This window comes from Pseudomonas sp. SMV7 (assembly GCF_052041995.1).
Taxonomy (GTDB): domain Bacteria; phylum Pseudomonadota; class Gammaproteobacteria; order Pseudomonadales; family Pseudomonadaceae; genus Aquipseudomonas.
Map to the genome: position 1 here is coordinate 70,003 of NZ_JBKGGT010000005.1, position 14,854 is coordinate 84,856.

A 14,854-nucleotide genomic window follows, 5' to 3' on the forward strand; every position below is an offset into this window, starting at 1 on the left:
GCGGCTAAAGCAGGTAGAATCACGCCCTGACTCATTCAGGGCGTTTTTCTATGCGTATTGGCCACGGCTACGATGTGCACCGTTTCTGCGACGGTGATTTCATTACCCTGGGCGGGGTGCGTATCCCCCATAAATATGGCCTCCTGGCTCACTCCGATGGCGACGTGCTGCTGCACGCCCTGAGCGATGCCTTGCTGGGCGCGGCGGCGCTGGGCGATATCGGCAAACATTTCCCCGACACCGACCCGCAGTTCAAGGGCGCCGATAGCCGCGTGCTGCTGCGCCACGTGGTCGGTATCGTACTGGCCAAAGGCTGGAAGGTCGGCAATATCGACGCCACCATCGTCGCCCAGGCGCCAAAGATGGCCCCACACATCGAGACCATGCGCCAGCGCATCGCCGAAGACCTGCAGGTCGAACTCGACCAGGTCAACGTCAAGGCCACCACCACTGAAAAACTGGGCTTCACCGGTCGCGAGGAGGGTATCGCCGTGCATGCGGTTGCCCTGCTGCTGCCAGCATGACCGAACTGGAACTGCTGGGCCCGCGCGCATCGGGCGAACCCTTGGGCACTGCGGTACTCAAGGCGGTGGCCGAAGACTTCCAGGTCGACGAAGTGCTGGACATTCCGTTGTCGGGGCAGGGTGAGCACTTGTGGTTGTGGGTCGAAAAGCGTGACCTCAACACCGAAGAGGCCGCCCGCCGCCTGGCGCGCGCTGCCGGCGTGCCGGTGCGCAGCATCAGCTACGCCGGGCTCAAGGACCGCCAGGCACTGACCCGGCAATGGTTCAGCCTGCACCTGCCGGGCAAGGCCGACCCGGACCTGTCGCGTGCCGAGGATGCCAGCCTGCGCGTACTCAGGCAGGTACGCCACCAGCGCAAGCTGCAGCGCGGTGCGCATTCGGCCAACGGCTTCACCCTGCGCCTGACTGCCCTGGTCGCTGACCACCAGGCGCTGAACGCGCGCCTGGAACAGCTCAAGCAGCACGGGGTGCCCAACTATTTCGGCAGCCAGCGCTTCGGCCACGCCGGCGGCAATGTCCATGACGCCCTCGACTGGGCCGCGCGCAAGGCCCTGCCCGAGCAGCGCAACGTACGTTCGCGGCTGCTGTCGGCCGGGCGCAGCTACCTGTTCAACCAGTTGTTGGCCGCCCGTGTCGCCGATGGCAGCTGGTCGCGGGCGCAAGTGGGCGACCTGCTGGCGTTCACCGACAGCCGCAGTTTCTTCCCGGCGGGGGAGGCCGAATGCGCCGACCCGCGCCTGGCGATCCTGGACCTGCACCCGACCGGCCCGCTGTGGGGCGCGGGCGATTCGCCCGCCGGCGCTGCCACCGGGCAGCTGGAAAACGCCATCGGCGCACGCCAGCCAGCCCTTTGCCAATGGTTGGCCCAGGCGGGCATGGATCACGAACGGCGTATTCTGCGGCTCCCTATTGGCGGCCTGACGTGGCATTATCCCGAGCCTGATATCCTGCAACTGGAATTCGTCCTTCCGGCCGGATGCTTCGCCACCGTGGTGGTGCGCGAAGTCGTGGATCTGGTGTCGGCAGGGCAGACGGACAGCCCATGCGTATTCTGATTTCGAACGACGACGGTGTTACCGCACCCGGCATCGCCGCGCTGCACGCTGCGCTGGCGGATTACGCCGAGTGCGTGGTGATCGCCCCGGATCAAGACAAGAGCGGCGCCAGCAGTTCGCTGACGCTGGACCGGCCACTGCACCCGCAGACCCTGGCCAATGGCTTCATCAGCCTCAACGGCACGCCGACCGACTGCGTGCACCTGGGGCTCAATGGGCTGTTGCCGCAGACGCCGGACATGGTCGTGTCGGGGATCAACCTCGGTGCCAACCTGGGCGACGACGTGCTCTATTCGGGCACGGTCGCCGCCGCGCTGGAGGGCCGTTTCCTCGGCGGGACCTCGCTGGCGTTCTCGCTGTTGTCACGCCAGCCGGACAACCTGCCGACGGCAGCGCATATCGCCCGCCGCCTGGTCGAGGCGCAGTCACGCCTGACCTTGCCGCCACGCACCGTACTCAACGTCAACATCCCCAACCTGCCGCTGGAACACATCCGCGGTATCCAGCTCACCCGCCTCGGTCACCGGGCGCGGGCGGCAGCACCGACCAAGGTGGTCAACCCGCGCGGCAAGGAAGGCTACTGGATCGCCGTGGCCGGGGATGCCGAGGACGGCGGGCCGGGCACCGATTTCCACGCCGTGATGCAAGGCTACGTGTCGATCACGCCGCTGCAGCTCGACCGCACCTTCAATGATGCCTTCGAGCAGCTCGACGGTTGGCTGGAGGGCCTGCTCTGATGCGCGAGGACGATATGCTGCGGCGTGGCATCGGCATGACTTCCCAGCGTACCCGGGAGCGGCTGATCCAGCGCCTGTGCGAAGAGGGGGTGTCGAACAGCAAGGTACTCGACGTGATCCGTCGTACCCCGCGCCACCTGTTCGTCGATGAGGCGCTGGCGCATCGTGCCTACGAAGACACCGCGCTGCCGATCGGCCACAACCAGACCATTTCCCAGCCATTCATGGTTGCCCACATGAGCGAGCTGCTGCTGGAAGCCGGGCCGCTGGACAAGGTGCTGGAGATCGGCACCGGTTCGGGCTACCAGACGGCGATCCTGGCGCAGCTGGTCGAGCGGGTGTTCTCGGTGGAGCGCATCAAGGTCCTGCAGGACCGGGCCAAGGAGCGCCTGGTGGAGCTGAACCTGCGCAACGTGGTGTTTCGCTGGGGCGACGGTTGCGAGGGTTGGCCGGCGCTGGCGCCGTACAACGGCATCATCGTCACTGCCGTGGCGCCGGAAGTGCCACAGGCGCTGCTCGACCAGCTGGCGCCTGGCGGCCGTATGGTGATCCCGGTGGGGCCGGCCGGAGAAACGCAGCAGCTGATGCTGATCGTGCGTGAAGAACATGGGTTCTCCCGCCGTGTGCTCGGCGCTGTGCGCTTCGTGCCACTGCTCAACGGTCCGCTGGCCTGAGCGCTGCGGGTACGCGCCAGCGCTATTTTTGCGCGGGTGGCGAATTCCTGTTGCTTCGCCCTGTCTATCTGGCGGGGTGAAGCGCTGGCGCACAAATCGCCATGGCTTTGCATCAGTCATCGAACCTGCCTGCCAGGAATGGCCGGCTTGGTTATAATCGCAACATTATTGCATTTCTTGTCTTCATATCGTTTTCGGCACCATGAGGGGAGCGCGGGTGGGTCACACAGTCATTCGGCAGCGCAAGGACGGGTCGGGTTTCACGCTTCTGGTGATTGCACTGGCCATGAGTACGCTACTGGTGGGTTGCTCAAGCACCAGCAGCAACAGCGCGCGGGTGGTCGACCGTAACAACAGCGTACCCAAGCGCCCGGCGGTGACCTCCGGGCAGTACATCGTCAAGCCTGGCGATACGCTGTTCTCCATCGCCTTCCGTTATGGTTGGGACTACAAGGAACTGGCCGCGCGTAACGGCATCGCGGCGCCTTATACCATCCGGCCGGGGCAGGCGATTCGTTTCAGCAGTGGTTCGTCCGGCAGCACCACGGTGGTGTCCAGCCCCTCATCGTCGAGCAAGACCACGGTCATCCGCCGGCCTGCCGGCAGTCCGGCGACAACCCCTGCCAGCCCTGGCAAAGCGGCCGCGCCGGCAGCTTCCAGCAGCGCCCCGGTGGTCGCAACGGTGCCCGCCGCGGAGCGTGCGGTGGGTGGCTGGACCTGGCCAGCCAATGGTGTGCTGATTGGAAAATTCGCTTCAAACGGTAGTTTGAATAAAGGCATTGATATCGCCGGTGATTTGGGACAGCCTGTTTTTGCTGCGTCTGATGGTGCAGTGGTCTACGCCGGGAGTGGGCTGCGGGGCTACGGCGAGCTGATCATCATCAAGCACAGCGACACCTACGTCAGTGCCTACGGTCATAACCGCAGGCTGTTGGTTCGGGAGGGGCAGCAGGTCAAGGCAGGGCAGTCGATTGCTGAAATGGGGTCCACGGGCACAGATCGGGTGAAGCTGCATTTCGAGATTCGCCGCCAGGGCAAACCCGTCGATCCGCTCCAGTTCCTGCCACGTCGTTGACTGTTGTACCTGGCCTGTTCCGCTGATGTAGAGGGGACAGGCTCCAGCGCTGCCAGGGAGAAAGGTGCCGCTCGAGTCTGAGTTCGAACTCAGCAAAGGACTATAACAATGGCTCTCAGTAAAGAAGTGCCGGAGTTTGACATCGACGATGACGTCCTCCTGATGGAGACGGGCATCGTTTTGGAAACGGATGTGGTGTCAGACGAACCTGCTGTATCTTCGGTTCGGACGAGGGCCAAATCGGGCTCTTCGCTCAAGCAACACAAGTACATCGATTACAGCCGGGCGCTCGATGCCACCCAGCTGTATCTCAACGAGATCGGATTCTCGCCTCTGCTTTCGCCGGAAGAAGAAGTGCATTTTGCGCGTCTGTCGCAAAAGGGCGACCCTGCCGGCCGCAAGCGCATGATCGAAAGCAACCTGCGCCTGGTTGTGAAAATTGCCCGTCGTTACGTGAACCGCGGCCTGTCGCTGCTCGACCTGATCGAGGAGGGCAACCTGGGGCTGATCCGTGCGGTCGAGAAGTTCGACCCGGAGCGTGGTTTCCGTTTCTCGACCTACGCGACCTGGTGGATTCGTCAGACCATCGAGCGGGCGATCATGAACCAGACCCGCACCATTCGCCTGCCGATCCATGTAGTCAAGGAACTGAACGTTTACCTGCGGGCGGCACGCGAACTGACGCAGAAACTCGACCACGAGCCGTCGCCAGAGGAAATCGCCACGTTGCTGGAGAAACCGGTCGGCGAGGTCAAGCGCATGCTGGGCCTGAACGAGCGGGTATCTTCCGTGGACGTTTCGCTGGGCCCGGACTCGGACAAGACCCTGCTCGATACCCTGACCGACGACCGGCCGACCGACCCCTGCGAGCTGTTGCAGGACGACGACCTGTCGCAGAGCATCGACCAGTGGCTGGGCGAGCTGACCGACAAGCAGCGTGAGGTGGTGGTGCGTCGCTTCGGCCTGCGCGGGCATGAAAGCAGTACGCTCGAAGATGTCGGCCTGGAAATCGGCCTGACCCGTGAGCGGGTGCGGCAGATCCAGGTAGAAGGCCTCAAGCGCCTGCGTGAGATCCTCGAGAAGAACGGGCTGTCCAGCGAGTCGCTATTCCAGTAGCGAAGGCCTGCACCAGCAAACGCCCCGATGACCTCGGGGCGTTTTTGTTTGTCTTGTGTGTGGGGTCAGGAGCCTATAGGCAGCCTGGGGCCGGGCTCGAAACATTATGTACAGCGCTACCCTGTTAGCATTGCGTGTAAGCCTTTTCTTACTTGTTCTGTAAGCCTTCTATGTAGCAGCCGGTAAATCAATGGCGCTCCAAGAGCCCGATATTCCTCAAGCTATTGAAAAATATCAATTATTTAGACGTGAGGAAATGTGTCTCCGGCAACACCCTGTGAGGTTTTGCGGTTGCCTGCCGGGCGCAAGGCGCTAGTATTCGAACTGTGCACAGGGACATGCACAGGCTTTCAGGACGAAGGCCAGGGACATCGCAAGAAGCGATTTCATCAGGATGATGACAGGGACAAAGCAGGGACTACGGAAAAAAATGTGGGCGGGTCAAACCGCCCCTTTTTTTTTGCCCGCAGAAAACAAAAAGGCCCTGAAGGGCCTTTTTCGTATCGGGCGCTTTCAGCGCTCCAGGTGTTCGATCTTGCCGGTCTTGCCATCCCACTCTTCAGCGTCTGGCAGGGCGTCCTTACGCTCGGTGATGTTAGGCCAGATTTCCGCCAGTTCGGCGTTCAGCTCGATGAAGTTCTCCATGCCGGCAGGCACTTCGTCTTCCGAGAAGATGGCTTGTGCCGGGCATTCCGGCTCGCACAGGGCGCAGTCGATGCACTCGTCCGGGTGGATGACCAGGAAGTTCGGGCCTTCGTAGAAGCAGTCCACCGGACAGACTTCCACGCAGTCGGTGTATTTGCATTTGATGCAGTTGTCGGTGACGACGAAGGTCATTTCTAGTTCTCTCCTCAGGCGACGGCGGCGGCCCTTCCTCTCAGGGCCGCGCGGTTTACAGGCATGTGGCTGCAGGCCAGGCTAATAACCTGCAGCACCAGCAAACCGCGGCGGATTCTACCAGCTTGTAGTGGGCGCCGTTATAACAGGTTCTTTAGTTGATATAGCGTTTCGATAGCTTGACGCGGGGTCATGTCGTCCAGCTGCAGCTTGCCCAGCTTCTCGATGGCGGGGTGTGGCAGGCTGGCGAACAGGTCGCTCTGGTGCGGGACCTGGGGCACATCCTTGGCCTTCTGGGCCGGCGGTTGTTCATGCGGCAGGCTGGTGGTCTCCAGGCGGGCCAGGTGTTCGCGGGCACGCTGGATGACTGCCGTCGGTACGCCCGCCAGCTGGGCCACGGCCAGGCCGTAGCTCTGGCTGGCAGGGCCAGGCAGCACATGGTGCAGGAACACGATGCGTTCATTGTGCTCGGTGGCATTCAGGTGCACGTTGGCCACCAGCGGCTCGCTTTCGGCCAGCACGGTGAGCTCGAAGTAGTGCGTGGCGAACAGCGTGTAGGCGCGCAGCTGGGCCAGCCGCTCGGCGGCAGCCCAGGCCAGCGACAGGCCGTCGAAGGTACTGGTGCCGCGGCCCACTTCGTCCATCAGCACCAGGCTGCGGTCGGTGGCGTTGTGCAGGATGTTGGCGGTTTCGCTCATCTCGACCATGAAGGTCGAGCGCCCGCCGGCCAGGTCGTCGCTGGAACCGATACGGGTGAAGATGCGGTCGACCAGCGACAGTTCGCAACTGGCCGCCGGCACGAAGCTGCCGATATGTGCCAACAGCACGATCAAAGCGGTCTGGCGCATGTAGGTGGACTTACCGCCCATGTTCGGGCCGGTGATGATCAGCATGCGCGTGTTGTCGTCCAGGCCCAGGTCGTTGGCCACGAACGGCGTGGTCAGTACCTGTTCCACCACCGGGTGGCGGCCTTGCTCGATACGCAGGCATGGCTCGTCGACGAAGCGCGGGCAGTTCAGGTCCAAATTCAGCGCACGTTCGGCCAGGTTGCTGAGCACGTCCAGTTCCGCCAGTGCGGCGGCGCTGTCCTGCAGCGGCGCCAGGTGGCTGATCAGGGTTTCCAGCAGGCCGTCGTAGAGCAGCTTCTCGCGGGCCAGCGCGCGGCTTTTGGCCGACAGCGCCTTGTCCTCGAACGCCTTCAGCTCCGGGGTGATGAAGCGCTCGGCGCCCTTGAGGGTCTGGCGGCGGATATAGTCGCCCGGCGCCTGCTCCGCCTGCTTGGTCGGCAGCTCGATGTAATAGCCGTGCACACGGTTGTAGCCGACCTTGAGGTTGGCCAGCCCGGTGCGGGCCTTTTCGCGCGCTTCCAGGTCGATGAGGAACTGGCCGGCGTTCTCGCTGATCGCCAGCAACTCGTCCAGCTCGCTGTCATAGCCAGGCTTGAGCACGCCGCCGTCGCGGATCACCGCCGGCGGGTTGTCGATGATCGCCCGCTCCAGCAGGCTGGCCAGCTCCGGGTAGGTACCGGTAATGGCGGCCAGGCGTGCCAGGTGCGGCGCCTCCAGCTCGGCCATGGCGTTCTGCAGTTCGGGCAACGCTGCCAGCGCATCGCGCAGGCGTGCCAGGTCGCGTGGGCGGGCGTTGCGCAGGCCGATACGGGCGAGGATCCGCTCGATATCGCCTATTTCCTTGAGCTGCGGCTGCAGCTTCTCGAAGCGGTAGCTGTCGAGCAGGCAGCGGATCGAGTCCTGGCGGGCCTGCAGCACCTTGAGGTCGCGCAACGGGCGGTTCAGCCAGCGGCTCAGCAGGCGGCTGGCCATCGCGGTCTGGCAGCGGTCGATGACCGACTGCAAGGTGTTGTCACGCCCGCCGGCGAGGTTGATGTCCAGCTCCAGGTTGCGGCGGCTGGCGCCGTCGAGGATGACCGTGTCGTCCAGCCGTTCGTGGCGCAGGCTGCGCAGGTGCGGCAGGGCAGTGCGCTGGGTTTCCTTGGCGTAGATCAGCAGGCAGCCGGCGGCGCCGATGGCCAGGGTCAGCTTGTCGCAGCCAAAGCCCTTGAGGTCCTTGGTCGCGAACTGCTGGCACAGGGCCTTGCGCGCCGAGTCGCGGTCGAAGTCCCACGGCGCCCGGCGCCGGGCGCCAGGGCGCTTTTCCGCCGGCAGGTCGCGTGGCCAGTCGTCGGGGATCAGCAGCTCGACCGGGTTGAGGCGCTCGAGCTCGGCCAGCAGGTTTTCCCAGCCCTTGATTTCCTGGACGCTGAAGTTGCCGCTGGTGATATCCAGCACTGCCAGGCCGAACAGGCGTTCGTCACCCAGCAGCGCGGCAATCAGGTTGTCGCGGCGCTCGTCGAGCAGGGCCTCGTCGCTGACCGTGCCGGGGGTGATGATACGCACCACCTGGCGCTCCACCGGGCCCTTGCTGGTGGCCGGGTCGCCAATCTGCTCGCAGATCACCACCGATTCGCCGAGCTTGACCAGCTTGGCCAGGTAGCCCTCCAGCGAATGGAACGGAATGCCGCACATGGGGATCGACTGGCCGGCCGACTGACCGCGCGCGGTCAGGGTGATGTCCAGCAGTTTGGCGGCCTTTTTCGCATCTTCGTAGAAGATTTCGTAGAAGTCGCCCATGCGGTAGAACATCAGCTGGTCCGGGTGCTGGTTTTTCAGCTTCCAGTACTGCTGCATCATCGGGGTGTGTGCGGAAAGATCAGACATTCAGGGCCTTACAGCGGGTAATCTGGTTGGCGTTTGTGAAACCGGCAATGGTACAGGCTTTTTCGAGCAGATGCAGGCGCGCCGCTGCAGGCATCATCGCGCTGCCTGTGCGTTGCATTTCCTCGCGCATGCCTGCATTATGCACGCTATGCAAAAACGCAACGTAGCCTCCGTACTCAGAGAACTGCTCGACCGCCACGGCCTGTCCCCGACGGAGCTGTACCGGCGCACGGGTGTTCCTCAATCCACCTTGTCGCGGATTCTCGGCGGCAAGATCGTCGACCCCTCCGACAAACATGTGTCGAAGATCGCCGAGTACTTCGGCGTAAGCACCGAGCAGCTGCGTGGCCGCGCCGCGCTTGGCGAGTCTCGCGAGGCGGCGCTGCCGGCGCACGGTCATGCGGGTCTCAGCGACATCAGCCTGTGGGACGATGAAACCCCCGTCGAGGATGACGAGGTGTCGGTACCTTTCCTTCGCGAGGTCGAATTGGCAGCAGGATCAGGAAGATTCGTCATTGAAGAAAGCGAGCACGCGCGCCTGCGCTTCGGCAAGCGCAGCCTGCGCCACAACGGTGTGCAGTTCGACCAGGCCAAGTGTGTGACCGTGCGCGGCAACAGCATGTTGCCGGTACTGCGTGATGGCGCGACGGTCGGGGTGAATACCGGCAAGTGCTCGATCGGCGACATCATCGATGGCGACCTCTATGCAATCAATCACAACGGCCAGTTGCGGGTGAAGCAGGTCTATCGCCTGCCTACCGGTATCCGCCTGCGCAGTTTCAACCGCGACGAACACCCGGACGAGGACTACAGCTTCCAGCAGATGCAGGACGAGCAGATCAGCTTGCTCGGGCATGTGTTCTGGTGGGGCATGTACGCTCGCTGACAGCCCCGCTTTGTCAAAACCCGCTTCGGCGGGTTTTTTTTCGCCTTTGGAAAAGCCCTACAAGCCAGGACGCGCATGGCCTGCATGCATTTCCGCAAAAGCTTACGCATAGAAATTTTCGGAAATGCATTGACTGCATATGCGTAAATGCATAGCCTGTGTCTCAAGCCGGATGTAAACCGGTTGTTACACAGGCAGCGATGGACAGGCCTCAACTGTCCAGAGGGTTGGCAACTGGCCCGGGTGTGCAGCGTAAAGCACCACGATCAGTTATCCGGCGGGCAGGTGGCCGCGGTCGGAGTCATCAATCAGCAGCGGAACCGCACGGTGTCACCAGTCGTGGCCGGCGGTTCGCCAACGCATTACTGAAAAGCCTGGCGAGCCGGGCTTTTTGGAATGCCGAGGTGTTCAAGGCAAAGCATCCATAACCGACCTGTTGGCCTGCGCCAACAGGCATTTACACAGGAGACAGGACAGTGACGAACGAGCAACAGGCGTTACTCGAGATGCCGCTCTGGCTGGTAATCGTCCTGGCATTGCTGGGCGGTCTGAGCGGCGAAATGTGGCGGGCCGACAAGGCCGGCGCCACGGGCTGGTCGCTGCTGCGACGGCTGTTGTTGCGCTCCGGGGCCTGCATGGCCTGTGGTGTGTCGACGGTGATGCTGTTGTATGCCGGCGGCCTGTCGATCTGGGCGGCCAGTGCATTGGGCTGCATGACAGCGGTAGGCGGCGCCGATGTTGCCATGCGGCTTTACGAACGCTGGGCGACCCGGCGTCTGGGCCTGCGCGACAGCACACAGCGCGACGAGCGTTAAGGAGGAATAGGCATGAGCGAACTGGCCACTCTACATGGCGCAGTGACGGCAACCATTCGTGAGGCGATGCCGGAGTTGATATCGGTAGATGCCTATACCGCCGTAGGAAATGTTCCAGAACGGCCTTCGCTGCGCCACGGCATCGTCCGCATGACGACCGATGCCGCACCGCGGGATGGCCGCTCGGTGTTGATTGCCACCTTCGAGGCGGATATCACCGCTGACAGTGCCAATCCGGAGGCGCGGCTTCAGGGCAGCCTGCTGGCCGCGCAACTGATGGACCTGCTGCGCCAGCAGCATTGGGCGCTGGATTTCGTCGAAGCCAGCCGCAATGTGCAGGCGCAGTTCCTGGGCAACGCCTGGACCGTGCGCTGGGACCAGCCGGTGCTGTTCGGCGAACCACGCTGGAACTGGCCGGACCAGCCGCCCGGCAGCCTGGTCCTGGGCTTCGCCCCGGATATCGGCCAGGGTAACGAAGCGCATTATGTCGCCCCGGAGGAGCTGTCATGAGCTACGTCAGCGCCATGCATGACCGTATGCTGGCGTGCATGGTCATTCCCTGTCGGGTGGTTGCACTGGACCTTGCCGCCGCCCGGGTCCGGGTCTCCGACGGCAGCGGCTGGACCAGCGCCTGGCTGCGCTGGCACGCCCAGGCGGCCGGCCAGGCCAGGCACTGGCGGGCGCCCAGCCTGGGCGAGCAGGGCGTGCTGCTGAGCCCCAGTGGCGAGCCGGCCCAGGGCACCTTCCTGCCCGGCCTGTATGGCGATGCCGGTGGCGCAGCGGACAACCGCGGGCACACCGAGGTCTGGCGTTTCGCCGATGGCGGTTCGGTCAGCTACGACTGGCAGGCCAGCCACTACGACATTCAGCTACCGGCTGGCAGCGCGACCATCAAGGTCGGCGCCGCCACGCTGCAGGTCAGTGACGGTGTGATCAGCCTGCAGGCCGCCGCGATCAAGCTTTCCGGCAACGTCACGGTTGATGGCCCGCTGCAGGTCAGCGGCGATATCAACGGCGGCGGGCGGATCATCGACACCGCCGGCAACACGGCCAACCACAAACACTGAACCAAGCCCGCCCATGCGGGCTTTTTCATACCAGGAGAATGCCATGCATAGCCATGAACAGGGCGGTGCACCATGATCGGCATGGACCGCCGTACCGGCCAGCCACTGCCCGGCATCGATCATCTGCGCCAATCCATCGAAGACATCCTCAGCACACCGCTGGGCAGCCGGCGCATGCGCCCGGAATACGGCAGCCAGCTGCGGCGGTTCGTCGACCTGCCGGTCAACGAGGGCTGGAAGAGCGCCGTGCAGGCCGAAGTGGCACGGGCGCTGGGCCGCTGGGAGCCGCGCCTGCAGTTACAGCGGGTCAAGGTAGTCGCGGTGCTCGACGGCCAGGTCAGCCTGGCACTCAGTGGCCGCTACCTGGGCGACGAAGCGCTGCTGGAGATCAGCGTATGAGCCAGGTCGACCTGTCGAAACTGCCAGCGCCGCAACTACTGGAGGACCTCGATTACGAAGCTCTTTACCAGGCCGATCTGGACACCTTCCGGGATTACCTGGGCGAAGCCTGGACCGCCAATCTGGAAAGCGACCCGGTCACCAAGCTGCTTGAGGTCGGCGCGTACCGCAAGCTGCTCAACCGGGCGCGTATCAACGATGCCGCCAAGGCGTTGCTGCTGGCCTACGCCCAGGGCACTGACCTTGACCAGCTGGCGGCCAATGTCGGCCTGCAGCGCCTGGTGATCCAGGCCGAGGACCTGGCCAGCGTCCCGCCGGTCGAGGCGTTGCTGGAAGCGGACGATGCCCTGCGCGAGCGGGTGCAACTGGTTTATGAAGGCCTGACCACGGCCGGCCCGCGCAACAGCTACATCCTGCACGCCCGCAATGCTTCGGGACAGGTGGCTGACGCCACCGCCGAAAGCCCGTCGCCGGCCGTGGTGGATGTCACCGTGCTGAGCCTGGAAGGCGACGGCGAAGCCAGTGCTGAACTGCTGGCGCAGGTAGCGGCCTACCTCAACGACGACGATATCCGCCCGGTTGCCGACCGGGTCAACGTACGTAGCGCCGAAGTGCTGCCTTACCGCATCGATGCCGTGCTGCATCTGGCCGACAGCGGCCCCGAGTACGAAGCGATACTGGCCGAGTGCCAACGCCGGCTGCAGGCCTGGATCAACCCCCGCCGACGCCTGGGGGTGGAAGTGGCACGCTCAGGCATCGATGCGCAACTGCACATCGATGGCGTCAGCCGGGTCGAGTTGAATGGCTGGGCCGACATTCGCCCGAGCAAGGCGCAGGCGGCGTGGTGCAGCGGTTTCACCCTGAAGCGGGGGAACTGACATGCACAGCCTGTTGCCGCTCAACCGCACCGCGCTGGAGCGGGCCATCGAAGTGGCTGCCGACGAGGACCTCAAGGTCAGCCTGCGCCAACTCTACAACCCCGAGACCTGCCCGGCGCACCTTCTGTACCAACTGGCCTGGGCCTGGTCGGTGGACCGCTGGGAGGACAGCTGGAGCGATGAAATCAAACGCTCGGTGATCCGCTCGGCATTCTTCGTCCATGCCCACAAAGGCACCTTGGGTGCACTGCGGCGGGTAGTGGAACCGTTCGGCTACCTGATCGAGGTGGAGGAATGGTGGCAGGCCACACCGCCGGCCCCGGCCGGCACTTTCGCACTGAAGATCGGCGTATCCGATGCTGGCATCAGCGAAAGCACCTACCAGGAACTGACTGCGCTGATCGACGACGCCCGCCCGGTCAGCCGCCACCTGACCGGCCTGGTGATCAGCCTCGAAAGCCGTGGCGCCCTTCATTTCGGCTGCGCGATCCAGGACGGCGACGAACTCGACGTCTATCCGCTGACGCCCCGTGACATCGAGGTCATCGGCGTGGTGGGGCGAGGCGGCCGTGAACACACAATCGATACCTTGGACATTGCACATGGTTGACCAGACTTCTCAGTTCTACGCCATCCTCACCAACGTGGGCGCGGCGAAACAGGCCAATGCCGATGCCTTGGGCATTGCCTGGAAAATCACCCAGATGGGTGTCGGCGATGCCAACGGCAGCGACCCTACCCCGAATGCCACCCAGACCCGCCTGATCAACGAATGGCGCCGCGCGCCGTTGAATCAACTGAAGGTGGATGACAAGAACAGCGCGATCATCATTGCCGAGCAGGTCATCCCGGCTGACGTCGGCGGCAAGTGGATTCGCGAGATCGCGCTGTACGATGCCGATGGCGACATGGTTGCCGTGGCCAATTGCGCGCCCACCTACAAGCCGTTGTTGAGCCAGGGTTCGGGACGGACCCAGGTGGTGCGGATGAACCTGGTGGTCAGCAGCGCCAGCAATGTGCAACTGAAGATCGACCCGGCGGTGGTGCTGGCGACTCGGGAGTGGGTTACCGAGGAGCTGGCCAGGCAGGATTTCAAGCATTCGGTGCTGGCGGCGACCACGGCGAACATTGCCCTGACCGGGTTGCAGACGGTTGATGGGGTGGCGCTTGCTGCCGGGGCGCGCGTGTTGGTGAAGAACCAGACCGCAGCCAAGGATAATGGGATCTACAAGGTTGCTGCCGGAGCTTGGAGTCGCAGTAGCGATGCCGATACTGATGCCAAGGTGACACCAGGGTTGCTGGTGTTGGTGGAAAAGGGCTCGATCAACGGCGGTAGTGCCTGGCAGTTGATCGCTGATGATTCAATTTCGCTGGGCGTCACTGCGCAAGTTTATGAAATGGCTTTTGGTCGCACCGGTGTGGCCGCGGGCATTTATCGCAGTGTGACTGTGGATAAATACGGAAGAGTAACTGCTGCAAGCAGCCCGAGCACTGTTGCCGGCTATGGCTTGACGGATGTATACACCAAAGCGCAAGTAGATGCAGCTCTGTCGTTGAAGGCTCCGCTGGCAAATCCAACCTTTACCGGGGCCGCCAAAGCGCCGACCCCTGTGTTAACGAGTGACGATACGACTGTGGCTACCACAAACTTTGTTCAGCGGGTGATCGGCTCGCTGGGCTGGGGGAGTTATGGTGTATCGACGAGCAATATACTGGCAGGCACGGACCTTAACAGTATGGTCATACCTGGCTCCTACGGCCAGACAGCAAATGCCAACGCAACGCTAGCATTGAATTATCCCGCAACGTCAGCAGGAACACTGTTGGTTCAAGCTGCAAATACGTTGATCATAACTCAGGTTTATTGCATCTATAACACGGGGCAGGTGTTCAGTCGTTCATGCTACGCTAATACCTGGTCCAAGTGGTCGGAACTTTGCGTGACCGATTCTCCGGCACTGCGTGGCGTGCCCACCGCGCCAACGGCTGTGAAGGGAAACAGTACCAAGCAACTTGCGACTACCGAATTCGTCCAGGACGCGGTTGCCGGTCTGGTGGATTCGGCGCCTGCGGCGCT

16 protein-coding genes and 1 pseudogene are annotated in these 14,854 nt (G+C 63.3%); 14 read left to right on the top strand and 3 right to left on the bottom strand.

Features of this window, described 5'->3' with window-relative positions:
• The first annotated feature begins 50 nt into the window (after window positions 1-50).
• From ispF to rpoS, 6 genes are all read left to right on the top strand, one after another.
• On the top strand, window positions 51-524 hold the full coding sequence (gene ispF, locus ACLEJP_RS08100) for a 2-C-methyl-D-erythritol 2,4-cyclodiphosphate synthase (RefSeq protein ID WP_186679178.1): 474 nt from the start codon (window positions 51-53) through the stop codon (window positions 522-524).
• The gene (gene truD / locus ACLEJP_RS08105) at window positions 521-1,579 is read left to right on the top strand and encodes a tRNA pseudouridine(13) synthase TruD (protein WP_440805382.1); all 1,059 of its coding nucleotides are present in this window, start codon (window positions 521-523) and stop codon (window positions 1,577-1,579) included. Before ispF ends, truD begins: the two co-directional genes overlap by 4 nt.
• Window positions 1,567-2,316, top strand: a complete 750-nt coding sequence (surE, locus tag ACLEJP_RS08110) for a 5'/3'-nucleotidase SurE (RefSeq protein WP_225776632.1) — start codon at window positions 1,567-1,569, stop codon at window positions 2,314-2,316. Before truD ends, surE begins: the two co-directional genes overlap by 13 nt.
• Before the next feature lie 35 nt (window positions 2,317-2,351).
• The gene (locus ACLEJP_RS08115) at window positions 2,352-2,990 is read left to right on the top strand and encodes a protein-L-isoaspartate(D-aspartate) O-methyltransferase (protein WP_170034070.1); all 639 of its coding nucleotides are present in this window, start codon (window positions 2,352-2,354) and stop codon (window positions 2,988-2,990) included.
• Between the two features lie 217 nt (window positions 2,991-3,207).
• Window positions 3,208-4,065, top strand: coding sequence for a peptidoglycan DD-metalloendopeptidase family protein (locus ACLEJP_RS08120; protein WP_440805385.1), 858 nt, complete (start codon window positions 3,208-3,210; stop codon window positions 4,063-4,065).
• A gap of 108 nt (window positions 4,066-4,173) precedes the next feature.
• The gene (gene rpoS, locus ACLEJP_RS08125) at window positions 4,174-5,181 is read left to right on the top strand and encodes an RNA polymerase sigma factor RpoS (RefSeq protein ID WP_170028669.1); all 1,008 of its coding nucleotides are present in this window, start codon (window positions 4,174-4,176) and stop codon (window positions 5,179-5,181) included.
• 513 nt (window positions 5,182-5,694) lie between these two features.
• Here the strand turns inward: rpoS and fdxA are convergent.
• The 3 genes from fdxA to ACLEJP_RS08140 all read right to left on the bottom strand — a co-directional run bounded on the left by fdxA (window position 5,695) and on the right by ACLEJP_RS08140 (window position 8,862).
• A complete protein-coding gene (gene fdxA / locus ACLEJP_RS08130) occupies window positions 5,695-6,018 on the bottom strand; it encodes a ferredoxin FdxA (RefSeq protein WP_085626452.1) in 324 nt (107 codons plus the stop codon).
• 140 nt (window positions 6,019-6,158) lie between these two features.
• Window positions 6,159-8,732, bottom strand: coding sequence for a DNA mismatch repair protein MutS (mutS, locus tag ACLEJP_RS08135; RefSeq protein ID WP_440805389.1), 2,574 nt, complete (start codon window positions 8,730-8,732; stop codon window positions 6,159-6,161).
• Entirely contained in the window at window positions 8,725-8,862 is a 138-nt protein-coding gene (locus ACLEJP_RS08140) for a hypothetical protein (protein ID WP_440805391.1), read from the bottom strand. Before ACLEJP_RS08140 ends, mutS begins: the two co-directional genes overlap by 8 nt.
• Before the next feature lie 18 nt (window positions 8,863-8,880).
• Between ACLEJP_RS08140 and ACLEJP_RS08145 the strand changes: the two genes are divergently transcribed.
• From ACLEJP_RS08145 to ACLEJP_RS08180, 8 genes and pseudogenes are all read left to right on the top strand, one after another.
• On the top strand, window positions 8,881-9,618 hold the full coding sequence (locus ACLEJP_RS08145) for a LexA family transcriptional regulator (RefSeq protein WP_225776635.1): 738 nt from the start codon (window positions 8,881-8,883) through the stop codon (window positions 9,616-9,618).
• A 476-nt stretch (window positions 9,619-10,094) separates the two neighbouring features.
• Window positions 10,095-10,433 (top strand): phage holin family protein, encoded by a 339-nt coding sequence (locus tag ACLEJP_RS08150; protein WP_170028673.1) that lies wholly within the window; start codon window positions 10,095-10,097, stop codon window positions 10,431-10,433.
• 12 nt (window positions 10,434-10,445) lie between these two features.
• The gene (locus tag ACLEJP_RS08155) at window positions 10,446-10,943 is read left to right on the top strand and encodes a hypothetical protein (RefSeq protein ID WP_440805394.1); all 498 of its coding nucleotides are present in this window, start codon (window positions 10,446-10,448) and stop codon (window positions 10,941-10,943) included.
• On the top strand, window positions 10,940-11,500 hold the full coding sequence (locus tag ACLEJP_RS08160; RefSeq protein ID WP_440805397.1) for a phage baseplate assembly protein V: 561 nt from the start codon (window positions 10,940-10,942) through the stop codon (window positions 11,498-11,500). The genes ACLEJP_RS08155 and ACLEJP_RS08160 overlap by 4 nt, the downstream gene beginning before the upstream one ends.
• A gap of 72 nt (window positions 11,501-11,572) precedes the next feature.
• Entirely contained in the window at window positions 11,573-11,899 is a 327-nt protein-coding gene (locus tag ACLEJP_RS08165) for a GPW/gp25 family protein (RefSeq protein ID WP_289134563.1), read from the top strand.
• On the top strand, window positions 11,896-12,777 hold the full coding sequence (locus tag ACLEJP_RS08170) for a baseplate assembly protein (RefSeq protein ID WP_440805400.1): 882 nt from the start codon (window positions 11,896-11,898) through the stop codon (window positions 12,775-12,777). Before ACLEJP_RS08165 ends, ACLEJP_RS08170 begins: the two co-directional genes overlap by 4 nt.
• A gap of 1 nt (window position 12,778) precedes the next feature.
• Window positions 12,779-13,387: a phage tail protein I gene (locus ACLEJP_RS08175; protein ID WP_440805402.1), complete on the top strand. Its 609-nt coding sequence runs from the start codon at window positions 12,779-12,781 to the stop codon at window positions 13,385-13,387.
• A pseudogene (locus ACLEJP_RS08180) lies at window positions 13,380-14,507 on the top strand (phage tail protein); the annotation flags it as partial. The gene ACLEJP_RS08175 and the pseudogene ACLEJP_RS08180, both read left to right, overlap by 8 nt.
• Window positions 14,508-14,854 lie beyond the last annotated feature (347 nt).